The sequence below is a fragment of the Nocardiopsis sediminis genome (assembly GCF_042650565.1).
Classification (GTDB): domain Bacteria; phylum Actinomycetota; class Actinomycetes; order Streptosporangiales; family Streptosporangiaceae; genus Nocardiopsis_B; species Nocardiopsis_B sediminis.
The window spans coordinates 334,313-351,556 of record NZ_JBHSBH010000003.1 but is presented as its reverse complement, the minus strand read 5'-3'; the positions used below and the strand labels follow the sequence as shown (position 1 = coordinate 351,556).

General features: G+C 72.6%; 14 protein-coding genes and 1 tRNA gene. 4 read left to right on the top strand and 11 right to left on the bottom strand.

The features are described from left to right. The first annotated feature begins 43 nt into the window (after nt 1-43). Entirely contained in the window at nt 44-1,267 is a 1,224-nt protein-coding gene (locus ACFOVU_RS02950; protein ID WP_378529703.1) for an acetyl-CoA C-acetyltransferase, read from the top strand. 205 nt (nt 1,268-1,472) lie between these two features. After that, nucleotides 1,473-1,718 carry a DUF4287 domain-containing protein gene (locus tag ACFOVU_RS02945; RefSeq protein ID WP_378529702.1) on the top strand — a complete coding sequence of 82 codons (246 nt, stop codon included), beginning with the start codon at nt 1,473-1,475 and terminating at the stop codon, nt 1,716-1,718. 102 nt (nt 1,719-1,820) lie between these two features. Here the strand turns inward: ACFOVU_RS02945 and ACFOVU_RS02940 are convergent, their stop codons facing one another. The 3 genes from ACFOVU_RS02940 to pruA all read right to left on the bottom strand — a co-directional run bounded on the left by ACFOVU_RS02940 (nt 1,821) and on the right by pruA (nt 5,853). Next, nucleotides 1,821-2,750, bottom strand: coding sequence for a Bax inhibitor-1/YccA family protein (locus ACFOVU_RS02940; RefSeq protein ID WP_378529701.1), 930 nt, complete (start codon nt 2,748-2,750; stop codon nt 1,821-1,823). 337 nt (nt 2,751-3,087) lie between these two features. Then, complete coding sequence (locus ACFOVU_RS02935; RefSeq protein ID WP_378529700.1) at nt 3,088-4,014, bottom strand: proline dehydrogenase family protein; 927 nt, start codon at nt 4,012-4,014, stop codon at nt 3,088-3,090. A gap of 213 nt (nt 4,015-4,227) precedes the next feature. Continuing rightward, a complete protein-coding gene (pruA, locus tag ACFOVU_RS02930; protein ID WP_378529699.1) occupies nt 4,228-5,853 on the bottom strand; it encodes an L-glutamate gamma-semialdehyde dehydrogenase in 1,626 nt (541 codons plus the stop codon). Nucleotides 5,854-6,008: 155 nt separating this feature from the next. On the opposite strand from pruA, the gene ACFOVU_RS02925 reads away from it, so the two are divergent. Continuing rightward, complete coding sequence (locus ACFOVU_RS02925; RefSeq protein ID WP_378529698.1) at nt 6,009-7,739, top strand: PucR family transcriptional regulator; 1,731 nt, start codon at nt 6,009-6,011, stop codon at nt 7,737-7,739. Between the two features lie 120 nt (nt 7,740-7,859). Here the strand turns inward: ACFOVU_RS02925 and ACFOVU_RS02920 are convergent. From ACFOVU_RS02920 to eno, 7 genes are all read right to left on the bottom strand, one after another. Next, a tRNA-Leu gene (locus ACFOVU_RS02920) sits at nt 7,860-7,933 on the bottom strand. A gap of 118 nt (nt 7,934-8,051) precedes the next feature. Continuing rightward, nucleotides 8,052-9,431, bottom strand: coding sequence for an NAD(P)/FAD-dependent oxidoreductase (locus ACFOVU_RS02915; RefSeq protein WP_378529697.1), 1,380 nt, complete (start codon nt 9,429-9,431; stop codon nt 8,052-8,054). Nucleotides 9,432-9,773: 342 nt separating this feature from the next. Continuing rightward, nucleotides 9,774-10,889 (bottom strand): Ppx/GppA phosphatase family protein, encoded by a 1,116-nt coding sequence (locus tag ACFOVU_RS02910; protein ID WP_378529696.1) that lies wholly within the window; start codon nt 10,887-10,889, stop codon nt 9,774-9,776. After that, entirely contained in the window at nt 10,886-11,470 is a 585-nt protein-coding gene (locus ACFOVU_RS02905) for a DUF501 domain-containing protein (RefSeq protein WP_378529695.1), read from the bottom strand. The genes ACFOVU_RS02910 and ACFOVU_RS02905 overlap by 4 nt, the downstream gene beginning before the upstream one ends. An 88-nt stretch (nt 11,471-11,558) precedes the next feature. Next, nucleotides 11,559-12,191, bottom strand: coding sequence for a VOC family protein (locus ACFOVU_RS02900; RefSeq protein WP_378529694.1), 633 nt, complete (start codon nt 12,189-12,191; stop codon nt 11,559-11,561). 174 nt (nt 12,192-12,365) lie between these two features. Next, complete coding sequence (locus ACFOVU_RS02895) at nt 12,366-13,307, bottom strand: FtsB family cell division protein (RefSeq protein ID WP_378529693.1); 942 nt, start codon at nt 13,305-13,307, stop codon at nt 12,366-12,368. Between the two features lie 11 nt (nt 13,308-13,318). Then, nucleotides 13,319-14,602 (bottom strand): phosphopyruvate hydratase, encoded by a 1,284-nt coding sequence (gene eno / locus ACFOVU_RS02890; protein WP_378529692.1) that lies wholly within the window; start codon nt 14,600-14,602, stop codon nt 13,319-13,321. Nucleotides 14,603-15,071: 469 nt separating this feature from the next. Between eno and ACFOVU_RS02885 the strand changes: the two genes are divergently transcribed. Continuing rightward, nucleotides 15,072-16,553, top strand: coding sequence for an FtsW/RodA/SpoVE family cell cycle protein (locus tag ACFOVU_RS02885; RefSeq protein WP_378529691.1), 1,482 nt, complete (start codon nt 15,072-15,074; stop codon nt 16,551-16,553). Here ACFOVU_RS02885 and mazG read toward each other — a convergent pair. Next, nucleotides 16,519-17,232: a nucleoside triphosphate pyrophosphohydrolase gene (gene mazG / locus ACFOVU_RS02880; RefSeq protein ID WP_378529690.1), complete on the bottom strand. Its 714-nt coding sequence runs from the start codon at nt 17,230-17,232 to the stop codon at nt 16,519-16,521. The two genes, ACFOVU_RS02885 and mazG, sit on opposite strands and share 35 nt — an antisense overlap. Nucleotides 17,233-17,244 lie beyond the last annotated feature (12 nt).

Genomic DNA, 17,244 nt, shown 5'->3' with positions numbered 1-17,244 from the left:
CCGCCTGGTCTGTCGATCCACCCCTCATGGAAGGGCCGCGCGCATGCCTGAAGCCGTCATCGTCGCCACCGCCCGTTCGCCCATCGGGCGCGCCTTCAAGGGATCGCTCAAGGACATCCGGCCCGACGACCTGGCCGCGCAGATCATCTCCGCCGCACTGGCCAAGGTGCCCGCGCTCGACCCGACAACGATCGACGACCTGCTGCTCGGCTGCGGCCTGCCCGGCGGCGAACAGGGTTACAACCTGGCACGGGTGGTGGCGGTCCGGCTCGGACTCGACACGGTCCCCGGCGCGACCGTGACCCGCTACTGCTCGTCGTCGTTGCAGACCACCCGCATGGCCTACCACGCGATCAAGGCCGGGGAGGGCGACGTCTTCGTCTCCGCCGGGGTCGAGGTGGTCAGCCGGTTCACGAAGGGCAACAGCGACTCGCTGCCCGACACCAAGAGCCCGTTCTTCGAGGGGGCGGAGCTGCGCACGGCGAAGCGCGCGGAGGGGGCCGCCCCGATCTGGGTCGACCCGCGCGACGACGGCGACGTCCCCGACGTCTACATCGCCATGGGGCAGACCGCGGAGAACGTGGTCCAGCTGCGCGGGGTCTCGCGCCGGCACCAGGACGAGTTCGGCGTGCGCTCGCAGAACCTCGCCGAGAAGTCGCTCGACAACGGGTTCTGGGAACGCGAGATCACCCCGGTGACGCTGCCCGACGGCACCGTCGCGAGCACCGACGACGGCCCCCGCCGCGGCACCACCTACGAGAAGGTGTCACAGCTCCAGCCGGTGTTCCGGCCCGACGGCACGATCACTGCGGGCAACTGCTGCCCGCTCAACGACGGCGCCGCCGCCGTTGTCATCATGAGCGACACCAAGGCGGCCGAGCTGGGGCTGACCCCGCTCGCCCGGATCGTGTCGACCGGGGTCGGCGCGCTGTCCCCGGAGATCATGGGGCTCGGCCCGGTCCAGGCGTCACGGCAGGCGCTGGCCCGCGCGAACATGAGCATCACCGACATCGACCTGGTCGAGATCAACGAGGCCTTCGCGGCGCAGGTCCTGCCGTCGGCGGACGACCTGGGGATCGACATCGACACCCAGCTGAACGTCAACGGGGGCGCGATCGCCGTCGGCCACCCGTTCGGCATGACGGGGGCCCGCATCACCACGACGCTCCTCAACGGGCTCCAATTCCACGACAAGACCTTCGGCCTGGAAACGATGTGTGTAGGTGGGGGGCAGGGGATGGCTACTGTGTTCGAGCGGCTGAGCTGAGTCGCAGTGGAGGGCGGGAGACCCGACGCGAAGCCCCACCGGTATCCCGCCCGCAACGGAGGCGAGGCTCAGCGCTCCCGGAAACACGAGCGGCTGAGCTGAGTCGACCCGGGAACTTGGTAAAAGGTAAGCCCCGGGGGCTTGTCGTCGCCGTCTTCCTGTTGCAGGGTCGCTGGTAAGTGCACGCGCTCTTTCGGAGGTGCCTATGTCGGTGACCCACTCGCCGGAGACACACGCGCTGCTCATCGCCCGCATTCCGACCGTCACCGGTCGCGAACTCCACGAGTGGTTCGACACCCTGGAGATGGGACCGGGACTCACCCGCTGCTCGGAACGCGCCAACTGGCTGGCCGACGAGTACAACCTCAGCCACGGCTACGCCCAGGCGATCGTGCAGGAGTACAACCGCCGGCGGCGCAACCGGTCCCTCATTCCGCAGCAAAGACGTTGAACGCCCGCAACCGCACACCACCGCCGACACCGGTGGAACAGGCGAGCGCCCCGCCCGGATCTTCCGGACGGGGCGCTCGGCGGTCGGAGCGGTGCTCCAGGGTCATTCACTGAAGAACGACTGGATCATCCAGACCAGGCGCAGCATCTCGATGTAGAGCCACACCAGCGACACCGTCAGCCCGAAGGCGAACTGCCACGCCAGCTTGTTCGGCACGCCGGCGGCGATACCGTCCTCGATGCCGCGGAACTCGATGGCGAGGGTGGCGCAGGCGATCACGATCATCAGCAGGGAGACCGCGATGCCCAGCGGGCCGGCCTCGCGCAGGCCCAGGCCACCGGGGATGAAGAAGCCGAGCACGAAGTTGGCGAGCAGCATCACCAGCGCCGCGACGAGCGCGACGGAGACGACCTTGACGAAGGTGTTGGTCACCCGGATGATGCGCAGCCGGTACAGCGCGAGCATGGTGCCGAACGCGAAGATCGTGCCGAAGACCGCCTGGGTCACCAGCGCGCCCGGCGCTGCGCCCGCCGACACCTCGAACACGCGGCTGATGCCGCCGACGAACAGGCCTTCGAGGGCCGCGTAGACCAGGATCAGCGCGGCGTTGGTGGACTGCGTGAACCCGATGACCAGGCCCATGATCAGCGCGCCGATCGCCCCGACGAAGGTCAGGCCGAGGGCGAGCCCGGGGTTGGACGTGTACAGGAAGAAGTTGACGACGGCGGTCAGGACGACCATGCCGATCGTCATACCGCTGCGTATGACGACGTCGTCGATGGTCATGGCGCCGCCGGCGGCGGGGGCCATGGGGGGCTGGCCGTAGGGCTGCTGGCCGGGCTGCGGGTAGCCCGCGTAGCCCTGCTGGCCGTAGCCCTGCTGGGGGTAGGGCTGGCCGTACGGCTGCTGGTAGCCGTAGCCCTGCTGGTACTGTCCGCCCTGGCCGTACGGCGTCTGGTACGACTGGCCGTACCCGGCTTGGCCGGACCTCATCGCCCGTTTGAGTACGGGGTTGGAACTCCTCATCCGCATGACTTCGCAAGCCTTTCCAGGGCGTGACGTATCTGCCCTCAACGTAACGCACGGGTCCGCGCACGGGTTCCCACGGCAGATCACGGGTCGGACTCATCGGTGACCTGCGCAGGCCCCGGGGACCGGCTGACAGCGGGGAACGGCTCCCCCTGTGGTGTCGATTCCCCGGGGGGCCGCCGCGAACCCCTCGTCCGGTCGCCTGTGGACGGCCGCCGCCTCCCGTGGTCGCCCGTGGACGGCCGGCTCCCCTCCCCCGGTCATCCGGGGGGACGACCGGACACCGGGCCGTTCAGGGCACCCGGACACCCGGACCCGGCCGCCCCGACCGGTACGCCCCTCAGCCCCGCGTGGCCAGCGACCGGAGGAAGAAGGCGATGTTGGCGGGGCGCTCGGCCAGGCGCCGCATGAAGTAGCCGTACCACTCGTCGCCGTAGGGCACGTAGACGCGCATCCGCTCCCCCTCGGCCGCCAGCCGCCGCTGCTCGGCATCGCGGATGCCGTAGAGCATCTGGTACTCGTGGTCACCGGGGGCGCGTCCGCTGTCTTCGGCGAGCCGGCCGGCGATGGCGACGATCCGCGGGTCGTGCGTGGCGACCATCGGGTAGCCCTGGCCGCGCATGAGGATCCGCAGGCAGCGGATGTAGGCGCGGTCGACCTCGGCTTTCTCGCGGTGGGCGACCGACGCCGGCTCGTCGTAGGCGCCCTTGCACAGCCGCACCCGCGACCCGGCGCCGCTCAGGTCGCGGCAGTCGGCCTCGGTGCGGCGCAGGTAGGCCTGGAGGACGGCGCCCACCCACGGGAAGTCCACCCGCAGCTCCCGCAGGACGGACAGGGTGGAGTCGGTGGTGGTGTGGTCCTCCATGTCCAGGGTGACCGTGGTGCCCGCTGCCGCCGCGGCCTCGCAGATGCGCCGGGCGTTGTCGAGCGCGATCTTCTCACCGTCGGCGGGCAGCGACTGCCCCACGGCCGACAGCTTGACCGAGACCTCCGCGCGCCCGGCCAGCCCCGCAGCGTCCAGTTCGGTGAGCAGCCGGCCGTAGGCCGCGACGGTGGCCTGCGCCTGAGCGGCGTCGGCGACGTCCTCCCCCAGGTGGTCCAGGGTGACCAGGCGGGTGCGGGTCAGCTCGCGGACCGCGGGCAGCGCCTGCTCCAGCGTGGAGCCGGCGACGAACCGGGCCACCAGACCCCGGGTGACCGGGGTGCGCTCGACCAGGTTCCGGCAGGCGGTGGAGCGTGCCGCGATCAGCAATGGGGTACGAAGCATGGTTCACCTCGCGTTTCGTGGGCGGCGAGCGGCTGGGCCGAGCAGCAGTGGAGGGTGGGATGCCTTCGCGAAGCCCTCAGGATCCCGCCCGCAACGGAGGCGAAGCCCAGCGCTCAGAGAATCCGGCCGTCGATGGTCCCGGCGGCGCGGCGCGGGCCGGCGGGCGGGCCGCGCCGCCCCGGCCCGCCGGGCGGGGCCGGGACGGCGCTCCCGTCAGCCCTGGTGGGGGTGGGCGGAGGAGGTCGGGGGGACGAAGGTCTCCTTGATCGACCGCGGGCTGGCCCAGCGGGCGAGGTTCTGCGCGCTGCCCGCCTTGTCGTTGGTGCCGGAGGCGCGGGCGCCGCCGAAGGGCTGCTGGCCCACGACCGAGCCGGTCGGCTTGTCGTTGACGTAGAAGTTCCCGGCGGCGAAGCGCAGCGCGTCGTGCGCCGCTGCCACGGCCCGGCGGTCGGTGGCGATGACCGCTCCGGTGAGCGCGTAGGCCGACCCCTCGTCGACGGCCTTGAGGACGCGGTCGTAGTCGCCGTCCTCGTACACGTGCACGGCGATGAGCGGGCCGAAGTACTCGGTGCGGAACACCTCGTGCCCGGGGTCGGTGCCGACCAGGACCGTGGGGCGGACGAAGTAGCCCTGGGAGTCGTCGCACTCGCCGCCGGCCAGGACCGTCAGCGTGTCGTCGGCGCGCGCGGCGCCGAGCACGGCCGCGAGCCGGTCGTAGGCGCGGCGGTCGATGACGGCGCCCATGAAGTTGGTGAAGTCGGTGACGTCGCCGACGCTCAGCGCCTCGACCTCGGCGGCGAGGTCGTCGCGGAGCCGCTCCCACACCGAGCGGGCGACGAACGCCCGCGAGGCGGCCGAGCACTTCTGCCCCTGGTATTCGAAGGCGCCGCGCACGATCGCGGTGCGCACCACATCGGGGTCGGCCGAGGCGTGGGCGACGATGAAGTCCTTGCCGCCGGTCTCGCCGACGATGCGCGGGTAGGACCGGTAGTTCGCGATGTTCTCGCCGACCGAGCGCCACAGGTGCTGGAAGGTGCGGGTGGAGCCGGTGAAGTGCACGCCGGCCAGGTCGGGTTCGTTCAGGGCGACGTCGGAGACCGCGAGGCCGTCGCCGGTGACCATGTTGATGACGCCCGGGGGGAGCCCGGCCTCCTCCAGCAGGCGCATGGTCAGGTGGGCCGCGAACTGCTGGGTGGGCGAGGGCTTCCAGACGACGACGTTGCCCATGAGTGCGGGGGCGGTGGGCAGGTTCCCGGCGATCGCGGTGAAGTTGAACGGGGTGATCGCGTAGACGAAGCCTTCCAGCGGCCGCTGCTCCAGCCGGTTCCACTGGCCCGCGGGGCTGTAGGGCTGCTCCGCCATCAGTTTGCGGGCGTAGGAGACGTTGAACCGCCAGAAGTCGATCAGCTCGCAGGCGGCGTCGATCTCGGCCTGGATCGCGGTCTTGGACTGGCCGAGCATGGTCGCGGCGTTGAGGGTCTGGCGCCAGGGCCCGGCCAGCAGGTCGGCGGCGCGCAGGATGACGGCGGCGCGCTCCTCGAAGGGCAGGGCGCGCCACCCCGGTGCGGCGCGCCGGGCGGCGGCGACCGCGGCGCGGGCGTCGTCGCGTGTCGCGTTGCCGAGGGTGCCCAGGACGGCGGCGTGCCGGTGCGGCTGGACGACGTCGATGCGGTCGCCGCCGCCCATGCGGCGCTCGCCGCCGATGGTCATCGTCAGCTCGGCGGGCTCTTTGGCGAGCGCGTCGAGGCACTCGGCCAGCTCGGCCCGCTCCGCGCTGCCGGGTGCGTAGGTGAGCACGGGCTCGTTCACCGGGGCGGGAACGCTCGTCACGGCGTCCATGGGCACCTCCTCGTGGGGTGGTGGGGGTGGTGGGTGGGTGGCGCGGTCCGCGCCTGGTCGGAGCCCCAACGTACGAGCGGCGGCGCGGGGGGCGCCTTGTGGGCCCGGCCACTCTTCTTGGCAGGCGGTTGGCCGATGCGACAAACTGGGAGGTCATGGATGTCTCCCTTGGTTCCACCCCGCCGTCCGCCGACTCCGGCGGGCCCGGCCCCGCGACCGGCGTTCCGCTGCGCCGGCTGCTGCTCGCCATCGGCGATTCGGTGGTGGACGTCCTCGCGGCGCCCGCGGGGATCGATGTGCGGGTGGACAATGTCGTGATCGCCGACCCCGAGGACGAGCCGGAGGCCGAGCCGGGCGACCTCGTGCTGCTGATCGGGGCCCGCGGCGGGACCGCCCGCCACCTGCTGCGCACCGCCGCCCGCCGGGGCGCGTCGGCGGTCGTGGTCAAGCCGGGGGGCTCCGCGCAGGTGGCCGATGACGCCGACCTGCGGGCGGCGGCCGGTGCGGCGGGGGTCGCGCTGCTGGCGGTGCGCCCCGATGTGCGGTGGGACCAGGTGCAGTCGCTGTGCCGCAGTGTGCTGGATGACGCCCGGCTCACCGCCGACGCCGACTTCGGCGACTCCTCCGGCGACCTGTTCTCCCTGGCCCAGACCATCGCCACGCTGACGGGCGGGCTGGTCAGCATCGAGGACTCCGCCAGCCGGGTGCTCGCCTACTCCAGCGGCGAGGAGGTCGACGAGCTGCGCCGCCTGTCGGTCCTGGGGCGCCGCGGGCCCGAGCAGTACCTGTCGCTGCTGCGGGACTGGGGGGTGTTCTCGCGGCTGCGCGCGGGCGAGGAGGTCGTCCGCATCGACGAGCACCCCGAGCTGGGGATCCGCCGCCGGCTGGCGGTGGGGATCCACGCCGGGTCGCAGCCGCTGGGCACGATCTGGGTCCAGGAGGGGGCCGAGCCCTTCACCGCCAACTCCGAGGAGGCGCTGCTCGGCGCCGCGCGGATGACCGCGCTGCACCTGCTCCGGCACCGCACCGAGATGACCGTGGGGCTGCGGCTACGCGAGGACCTGCTGTCGAGCCTGCTGGAGGGGCGGATCGAGGCGGCGGCACTGGCCGACTCGATCGAGGTGACGCCGGCCCGCCCGGCGCTGGTCGTGGCGTTCTCGCTGTCGCCGGCCGGTGGCCGGGGCGGGGCGGCGGAGGAGCGCGGCCGCTCGGAGCGGGCGCTGAAGCGGCGCCGGATGATCGACCTGATCTCCGTGCACACCGCCGCCTACCGGCGCACCTCCCTGGTCACCGCGCTCGGCGGCCGGGTGTACGTGCTCCTGCCCGATCTGGCCCACCGGCCGGGGCCGGCGGTCGCGGGGCCGCGCCCGGCGGGCGCCGACGCCGAAGCGTCGGTCCTCGCCCTGACACGCAAGACCGTGGAGGCCGCCCGGCAGATCCTGGGGGCGGCGGTGCAGGGGGCGGTCGGGTCGCCGGTGGAGTCGCTCGCCGGGATCGCGGGGTCGCGGGCCGAGGCCGACCGGATCCTGGACGCGATGGGCCGCGACCTGGAGCGCGACGTCGCGACGATCTCCGATGTCCGCGCCGACGTCCTGATCAGCGAGACCCTGGCGCACCTGCGCGCCACCCCGACCCTGCGCGACCCGCGGGTCACCCGGCTGGTGGACCACGACGCCGCGGCGGGGTCGGAGCTGGTGGCGTCGCTGGTGGCCTACCTGGACGCGTTCGGCGACGTGCGCGCGGCCGCCCGGCGGCTGCACATCCACCCCAACACCCTGCGCTACCGGGTACGCCGGGCCGAATCGGTGAGCGGGATCGATCTGTCGGACCCCCGCCAGCGGCTCTTCGCCCACCTCCAGCTCCTGACGGAGCACGGCGGGTACTGAGCGGCCGCCCGCCTCGCGCGACCGCGTCGACCTGAGGTCGCCCACGGTAGGCCACGGCGTGCACAGCGTTACGCCACAGAGTCCGGAACCGGTGGTACGGGAGCGGCTCCCTGTGGTACGTACCCCCGGTCGGACTCGAACCGACACTTGTGACCCTTTTAGGGGGCCTGCCTCTACCATTGGGCTACGAGGGCGGGACCATCATACCGGCCATGGACGTTTCAGATCGTTTCGCACCGCTTCGGCCTGTCAACAGACGAAACGGCCGGCCACCCGAAGGTGCCCGACCGTTTCCTTGGTCGCTGCCGGTCCTTAACCCACGCGCCGCAGGAGCTGGCCGTTCTCGACCTTGGCGCTGCTGGCGTCCTCGAACGCCTGGCGCGGCTCGTCCATCTCCGAGAGCGCCGCGAAGTCGCGGCGGAACAGGAACCCGAGCGTCCAGTCGGCCAGGACCCGCATCTTGCGGTTGAAGGTGGGGACCGCGTAGAGGTGGTAGGCGCGGTGCGCGTACCACGCGAGCCGCCCGGTCAGCTTGACCTTGCCGAACAGCTGGGCCGCGCCCTTGTGCAGGCCCAGGCCGGCCACCGCGCCGAGGTTCTTGTGCACGTAGGCGGTGGGCTTGGCGCCCCGCAGCGCCGCGATCACGTTGTCGGCCAGGACCGGCGCCTGGCGGACGGCGTTCTGCGCGTTCGGCGGGTAGAACCCGCCGTTGCCGTCGGGGACCTGGGCGTTGTCGCCGCCGGCGAACGCGTTCTCGGCACCGTTGACCATGAGGAACTCGTTGGTGTCCACGTGGCCCTTGGGGCCCAGCGGGAGGTCGCTGGCCTGCACGACCGGGCTCGGCTTCACGCCGGCGGTCCACACCAGGGTCCCGGCGTCGAACTCCGCGCCGTCGCTGAGCTTGATGCGCTGGTCGGTGGCCGACTCCAGGAAGGTGGAGAGGCGCACGTCGATCCCGCGCCGCTTGAGCTGGTTCAGCGCCTTCTCGCCGACCTCCGCGCCCACCTCGGGCAGGATGCGGTCGGCCGCCTCGATGAGGTAGAAGTGCAGGTCGTCGACGCCGATCGACGGGTAGATGCGGGTGGCGTCGCGAGCGAGGTCCTCGAGCTCGGCGATCGCCTCGGCGCCGGCGAAGCCGCCGCCCACGAAGACGAAGTTCAGCGCCTTGCGGCGGACCTCGGGGTCGTCGGTGGAGTCGGCGATGTTCAGCTGCTCCAGGACGTGGTTGCGCAGGTAGGCGGCCTCTTCGACCGTCTTGATGCCGATGCCGTTCTCAGCCAGCCCCGGGATGGGCAGGGTGCGCGAGACGGCCCCGGCCGCCATGACGATGTAGTCGTAGGCGATGGAGCGGGGCTCACCGACGTGCGGCTCGAAGTCGACCTTGCGGTCGGCGTGGTCGATGCGGACCACGTGGCCGTTGAGGACGCGCACGCGGTTGAACGCCTTGCGCAGCGGGACGACGACGTTGCGCGGGGAGATGCTGCCGGCAGCGATCTCGGGCAGGAAGGGCTGGTAGGTCATGTAGGAGTTGGGGTCGACGACGGTGATGCGGGCCTCGCCCGTCCCCAGCTTCTTCTCCAGCCGCTTCGCGGTGTACATCCCGAGGTACCCGCCGCCGACGATGAGTACGTGCGGGATCTCCGCTTCGTCGCCACCGCCGTGCACCAGCCGGTAGTTCCTGCTCTCGGTCATCGCATATCCGCCCTTAGTTCCCGTTCCACGTCCACGAGGGGCGCAAAGATCGGTAAGTCGTCGTTGACTCGCATGTTCCTGTCGGCTTTCGACGGAAAGGCTGTCGCTTCTTCGGTCTCGGGTGAAGTCCACCCTCCTCCGCCTGCTTGTGCATTCTTTCACAAGCACCTTCCGTCAAGGAAGCGACAGCCGGATAAGGTTTAGACCACCACAAACCCGACGTTGGTCACGTCTTTGCAGGTCAGAGGCCTTGTGAACGCTTTCACGTGCTGTTCCGCGGGTGACGCGTCTCACGTGCCACACCGGCGGCCGACCACCGCCACCGCAGAGCAACGTAGCAGGTCACCCCTGCTCTTCCGGCGGCTCCCCCAGGCTCAGGCTCCAGGCGATGCCGTCGAGGATGTCGTGCTCGCTCGCGACGAACTCCTTGGCGCCGATGCGGGCCACAACGCGGTCCAGGATCAGGGCCCCCGCTGCGATCACGTCGACCCGGCCGGGGTGCATGACGCCGAGGGCGGCGCGGCGGTCGCGGTCCATCGCCAGCAGCTCCTCGGCGATGGTGTGGGTCCGCTCGGCCGAGACCCGCATGTGGTGCAGGATCTCGGGGTCGTACTCGCGCAGGTCGGCGGCGATGCCCGCCACCGTGGTGGCGGTGCCGGCGACGCAGACGACGGTCGCCGCCTCCTCCAGCGGCACGACGGCGGCGGCCTCGTCCAGCGCCGCGTCGACGTCGGCGATCGCGGCCGCGACCTGCTCGGCGGTCGGCGGGTCGGCGGTGAAGTGCCGCTCGGACATCCGCACGCACCCGATGTCCACCGAGCGCGCAGCGCGCACCACGCCCTCGCCGTCGTCATCGGCGTAGCCCAGGACGAACTCGGTCGAGCCGCCGCCGATGTCGACCACGAGGAACGGCAGCGGGAACGCCGGGCCGTCGCCATCGGGGTCGGGGGCGATAACGCCGTGGGAATCGGGCAGATCGGCGCTGCGGGAGTCGGTCAGGTCGGCGCCGCGGGAGGCGGACGGGTCGGCGGCGCCGGCTTCACCGTCGCCGTCGGACTCCAGTTCGGCGGTCGCGCCGATGAAGGAGAGCTCGGCCTCCTCGTCGCCCGAGATGACCTCGGGCTCGACGCCCAGGATCTCGCGGACGCCGTCGATGAACACCTGCCGGTTGGCGGCATCGCGGGTGGCGCTGGTCGCGACCATCCGCACGGTGTCCGGCCCGAGGTCGACCCCGTGCTCGCGCATCAGCTCGGCGAAGCCGCGCAGGGCCTCGAACGTCCGCTCCAGCGCCTCAGGCGCGAACTCGCCCGTGCGGTCCACGCCCTGGCCCAGCCGCACGATCTCCATGCGGCGCTCGACGTCGAGCAGCTGCACTTCGTCGTCGTCCTGCGCCAGCACGCTGGAGATGAGCAGCCGGATGGAGTTGGTGCCGCAGTCGACGGCCGCCACAGTGGTCACTTCGCCTCGTTCTCTTCCTTGCTGTTACGGGCGTCCTGCGCCCCCGCGCAGACGCACGGCCCCTTGGCCCACCACTCGGGCAGCACGTCCAGCGCCTCGCGGCCGAAGGGGTTGGTCCCGGGCGCGGCCAGCTCGTGCCCCACAAGGGCGTGCAGGCACTTGACGCGCTCCGGCATCCCCCCGGCGCTCTGCATCCCCTCGGGCAGCGGCTCCATGCCGTCGGCCCGCGCCTGGTCGTCGCGCTCGGCGATGTAGGACGCGTGGGCCTTCGCATAGGCGGCGCGCAGCTCCGGGTCGTCCGCCAAGCGGTCCTGCATCCGGCGCATCAGGCCGTCGGCTTCGAGCGTGCCGATGGCCGAGGCCGCACGGGGGCAGGTCAGGTAGTAGAGGGTGGGGAACGGGGTACCGTCCTCCAGGCGCGGCGCGGTCCGCACGACATCGGGGAGCCCGCAGGGGCACCGGTGCGCGACGGCCCGCAGCCCGCGCGGCGCCCGGCCCAGCTGGAGTTCGACGGCGGCGGTGTCCTCGTCGGAGACGGTCTCGCCGGAGGCGGTCCGCCCGGCACGATCGGTGGAAGTCATGGCGCCCTCAGCGTAGCCGCTGCCCGGCCGCCTCCGTGCCGGAGCCCGGCGCATCCGCGCGCAGGTGGGGCACGTCGGCGCACCGGGATCAGTCGAACACGACCTCCCCGTTGGGCGTGTCCACCGCGAAGGAGATCCGCTCGGGCCCGGGACGCGGATCGAGGCCGACGCCGATGGCGCCCAGCAGCGGGCGGATCGCGGCGGGGTCGGGGACGTGCGCCTCCATCCCGAGCAGCCGGACGGTGGGCAGGTCACTGCTCGTGGGGTGGGCGGAGTCGCCCCAGTCGATCAGGAACGGCACCACCCCCGACGGGTGGGCCGCCCCGACGCGGGTGAGCCGCCAGCTCAGCTCGTGGCCCTCCTGAGTGCGGCGGCGCATGGGCCGGATCTCCCCGGGGTCGTGTCCCAGCGCCCGGGCGCGGGCCACCGTGGCGTCGAGGTCGGCGGTGCGCACCGCCCAGGTGACCGTCCGGGCCTCGGGCAGGCCGTCGATGCCGAAGGGGCGGGGCTCATCGGGATCGGGCTGGTCCGGGTCGGGGCCGATGATCTCCAGGTAGCGGATGCCGCCAAGCCCGATCAGGTGGTTGCGGGTGCCCAGCCCGGGGTGGGCACCGCCGGGGGCGGGCTCCACCCCGGTGCGGCGGGCGAACTCGGCCACGGTGGCGTCGAGATCGGGGGTCGCCAGGACGAAGTGGTCCAGGGGCTCGGGTACCTCATCCACGCCGGGGCTCCTCTCGATCGGCGCGACGGGGGACGCTCGGGGCAGGGGCGGCCCGGTGCCGTCCGCCGGCCACGCGGCTACCCGCCGTGTCCGCTGCCCCGTTCGCCGCCGTCCCACCGGTGACGGATGTCACGGACGACCGAGGTCGCCCACGGCATGGCACCCGCTCCGGGCTCAGCGCGCGGGGGGCTGGGCGTCGGGGATCCCGTCGTCCGCGGGGACCAGCGCGTCGGCGGCCTTGACCGACTTCCACAGGCGGGTGAACCAGGGCTCGGGCGTGCCCTGCTCGGTGTCGGCGCTCTCCTCCTCGTCGCCGGTGATGACGACGTAGGCGCGCTCCCCCGGGTACTGGTAGTGCAGCCGGGTGCGGGCCTCGCGCTCGATGTAGGTGGGGTCGTTGAGCTGGTCGCGGCGCTCCGTCAGCTCGGCGACGCTCTCCTGGGCGCGGGTCTGCTCGTCGCGGAGCTGGGCGATCTCGGCGCGCTGGGCGATGTATTCGCGCAGCGGGTAGGCCAGGCTGAGCGCGATCACGCAGATCACGACGGCGAGGATGGCGGCGCGGCTGGTCAGCGCGGGGCGGGTGCGCGGTGGGGCGGGGGACGCGGAGGAGCGGGGGGCGGAGCGGCCGCCCGCTCCGGAGGAGACCGGGGGCTTGGCGGCCGGGGACGTGCCGGCCGGGGCCTTGGCGACCTGGGGTTTGGCGACCGCGCCCTTGGCCGCCCTGCCAGCGGGCCGGGCGCTCCCGGCCGTCGCGGCGCCCGCGGATGCGCCGGAACCGTCCGCCTGCGGGCCCGTTCCCGTTCTTCCGGCCGCGGCCTTCGCGGCCTTCCCCGACGTGCTGTTCTTGGCGGGCTTGCCGCCCTTGCCGCCCGTGGCCGCGGGCCGGGACGGTGCGCCACCGGCGCCGGTACCGGCCGCGCCCTTTCCGCCGCTCTTCGCGGAGGGCCCTGCGGTGGAGGCCTTCCCCGGCTTCGCCGGCTTGGCCGGGGACCCGGTGCGCCCCTGGGCGCCAGAGGCCGGGGATCCCGCTGTGCGGCGGGGTCCCGGCGCGCTGCCGCGCGCGCGACGGGCCCGCTCACCGCGGCGCCCGTCCGGCTCCTCTGGCACCTTGGACATATCGGACGAGCCTAGTCCCGCACGGCGAAGCGGGGGAAGGCCGACACGCCGGCGTAGACGGCGGCGTCGTCGAGCTCCTCCTCGATCCGCAGCAGCTGGTTGTACTTCGCGACGCGCTCGCTGCGCGCGGGGGCACCGGTCTTGATCTGGCCGGCGTTGGTGGCCACGGCGATGTCGGCGATGGTGGTGTCCTCGGTCTCGCCGGAGCGGTGCGAGATCATCGCGGTGTAGCCGCTGCGCTGGGCCAGCGAGACCGCGTCGAGGGTCTCGGTGAGCGAGCCGATCTGGTTGACCTTGACCAGCAGCGAGTTGGCGGCGCCCTCCTTGATGCCGCGGTGGAGCCGCTCGGGGTTGGTGACGAACAGGTCGTCGCCGACGATCTGCACGCGCGAGCCGATGGCGGCCGTCAGCTTGGTCCAGCCCTCCCAGTCGTCCTCGTCGAGGGGGTCCTCGATGGAGACCAGCGGGTAGGCGTCGACCAGCTCGCCGTAGTAGGCGGCCATCTCCTCCGACGTGCGGGAGGTGCCCTCGAACCGGTACACGCCCTCGGAGTGGAACTCGCTGGCGGCGACGTCCAGGGCCAGGGCGATGTCGCGGCCGGGGGTGTAGCCGGCCTTCTGGATCGCTTCGAGGATGAGGTCGAGGGCGGCGCGGTTGCTCTCCAGGTCGGGCGCGAACCCGCCTTCGTCGCCGACGCCGGTGGCCAGACCGTGGGCCTTCAGGACGGCCTTGAGCGCGTGGTAGACCTCGGCGCCCCAGCGGACGGCCTCGCGGAACCCGGGGGCGCCGATCGGCGCGATCATGAATTCCTGGATGTCGACGTTGGTGTCGGCGTGCGCACCGCCGTTGAGGATGTTCATCATCGGCACGGGCAGGATGTGCGCGTTGGGTCCGCCGATGTAGCGGAACAGCGGGAGTCCGGCGGACTCCGCAGCGGCCTTGGCGACGGCCAGGGAGGAGCCCAGGATGGCGTTGGCGCCGATCCGGGACTTGTCGGGGGTGCCGTCGAGGTCGATGAGCGCGCGGTCGATGAGCCGCTGCTCTTCGGGGCCGAAGCCGAGGAGCTCGTCGGCGACCTCGTCGTTGACGGCGGTCACGGCCTTCTCGACGCCCTTGCCGCCGTAGCGGTCCCCGCCGTCGCGCAGCTCGACGGCCTCGAAGCGGCCGGTCGACGCCCCGCTGGGCACCGCCGCCCGGGCGACGATCCCGTCGTCGAGCGTGATCTCGACCTCGACCGTCGGGTTACCGCGGGAGTCGAGGATCTCCCGCGCCTGCACTGCCTCGATCGACGACAACGTTGTACTCCTTCATTTCGCGTCGGATCCCCCTGCGCGCGTACGCGAGCGGGGTGCACGGCCGCTGGTCGCGCGGCGCGGTCCCGCGCGTGGGCCGCGGGCCGCACCCGAGCCTAGCGACCCGGCCGCCGCCCAGTCTCCACCCTTCACCCGAAATTGGTCTAGTCCACAGCCTGCACTCATCCGGTCGCACCCGCGAACGGGACGGGTACCGGACTGTCGGCCTCTCGGGTGCGCTCGGGATACGGCGGCCGGGATGCGCGGGTCCGTCCGGTCCGCCCGGGCGCGCGGTGCGGCCGGGGCTGCGGGACGTATCGCCACCGCTCGCCTATAGTTCGGTTTAGCTCAGTTCATCCGCCCCCGGCGCCATGCGCCGCCATCGCAGCACCCGTGCCCCGCTCCCCTCACCCCAACCGCGCGGTACCGCGGCCGAAGCGGAACACACCAGGACCACCCACTGCGAGGCGGAATGGCCAGACCCGGACCCCGCGACGGAGCCCTCCGTCCGGCCCGGCGGCGCACCGTCGAGCTGGTCCTGGTCCTCACGGCGCTGGGCGCGTTCGCCCTGTGCCTGGCCATGGCCGGCCTCCAGATCGACGGCCGGGTGCCGGAGCGGTTCCCGCTCTACGTGGGGGTGGTCTCCGCGGCCGCCCTCGGCCTCCACGTCACGCTGCGCCTGGTCGCCCCCTGGGCCGATCCGCTGCCGCTGCCCCTCGCCACCCTGCTCAACGGCGTCGGCCTGACGGTCATCTGGGGCCTGCACCACGTCCGCGGCACCGACACCAACGAAGCCGACCGGCAGCTCGCCTGGACCGTGATCGGCACGGTGCTGTGCTGCGCGGTGCTGCTGGTGGTGCGCCGGCCGCAGCGGTTGCAGCGCTACCCCTACCTCGCCGCTGCCGGGGGCCTGGTCCTGATCCTGCTGCCCATGCTGCCGGTGATCGGGATCGAGGTGTTCGGCGCGCGGCGGTGGATCGGCATCGGCGACTTCACGGTCCAGCCTTCGGAGTTCGCCAGCATCCTGCTGATCGTCTTCCTCGCCGCCTACCTCGGCCTCAAGCGGGAAGTGCTGGGGACCGCCGCCCGCCAACTGCGCCTGGGCCGGGTGAAGATCTTCAGCCTGCCCCGCATGCGCGACCTGGGGCCGATGACCGCCGCCTGGGGGGTGGCGATCCTGCTCCTGGTCGGGACCCGCGACCTGGGCACGTCGCTGGTGCTGTTCAGCGTGTTCCTGGCCATGCTCTACACCGCCACCGGGCGCAAGTCCTGGGTCGGGATCGGCCTGGCGATGTTCTCCGTGGGCGCCACCGCCGCCTACCTGATGTTCTGGCACGTCCGCCAGCGGGTCGCGATCTGGCTGGACCCGTTCGGGCCCGATGTCTACACCGAGCACGGGGGCAGCTACCAGCTGGTCCAGGGGCTGTTCGCGCTGGCCGACGGCGGCCTGTTCGGGACGGGCTTCGGGCAGGGGCGCGCCTCGGAGATCTTCGCCTCCGACAGCGACCTGATCCTCATCTCGATCGGCGAGAAGCTGGGGCTCACCGGTCTGGTGGCGGTGATCCTGTCCCTGCTGCTCCTCGCCGAGCGGGGCTTCCGGATCGCTTTGGGCTCCCGGGACGTGTTCACCAAGCTGATGCTCACCGGGTTCGCGTTCCTGCTGGCCTTCCAGGTCTTCGTCGTCCTCGGCGGGGTCACCCGGCTCATCCCGCTCACCGGGCTGACCACGCCGTTCCTGGCAGCGGGCGGGTCATCGCTGATCGCCAACTGGATCGGGCTGGGGCTGTGGCTGCGCGTCAGCGACAGCGCACGGCGCCCGGCGGTACTCCCCCTTCCCACGCCCGCGGAGCACGCGACCGTCACGATGCGGCTGAGCGGCGCCCACACGCGGGCCGCGGAGAACGGCCGTAACGGGGAGGTCAGCTCCAATACCCGCGCCACTCCTCAGGGGTGAGTCCGCGCGGGTCGCGGCCCTCGGCGCGGGCGGCGGCCTCGGCGGCGCGCACCCGCTCGTCGAACCGGCGCGCGGCGGCCCGCAGGTCCATCTCGGGGTCGGCGCCGGCGCTGCGATCGGCGTCGACGGCGGCGAACAGGGTGCCGCCGGGGCCGCCGTCGTCGCCGATCAGGTCGGCCGGGACGCCGTTGCGCTCCGCCCGCTTCTGGAGCTCGTAGGCGAGCAGGGCGGCGGGCTGGCCGAACGGGACACCGTCGAGCACGGAGGCGTCGCCCCGGCCCTTGCCAGCGCGTTCGGCGGCCTTGATGGTCTCCCAGTTGGCGCGCACGTCGTCGGCGCCGGAGACCTCCGTTCCGGCGAAGACGTGCGGGTGGCGCCGTATGAGCTTGTCGATGATGGCGTCGGCGACGTCGTCGATGGTGAAGCCGTCGGCCCCGCGCTCGGCCGCCACGCGGGCGTGGAAGACCACCTGGAGTAGGACGTCGCCCAGCTCCTCGCGGAGCAGCGCGTAGTCGCCCTGCTCGATGGTCTCCAGCGTCTCGTAGGCCTCCTCGATGAGGTACTTGGCCAGGGACTCGTGGGTCTGGCCGGCGTCCCAGAGGCATTCGCGCCGCAGGACGTCCATGACCTCGACCAGGGCGGGCAGCCGGTGCCCGGGCGCGGGCGGGGCGTCGCTCATCAGGTGGACCGT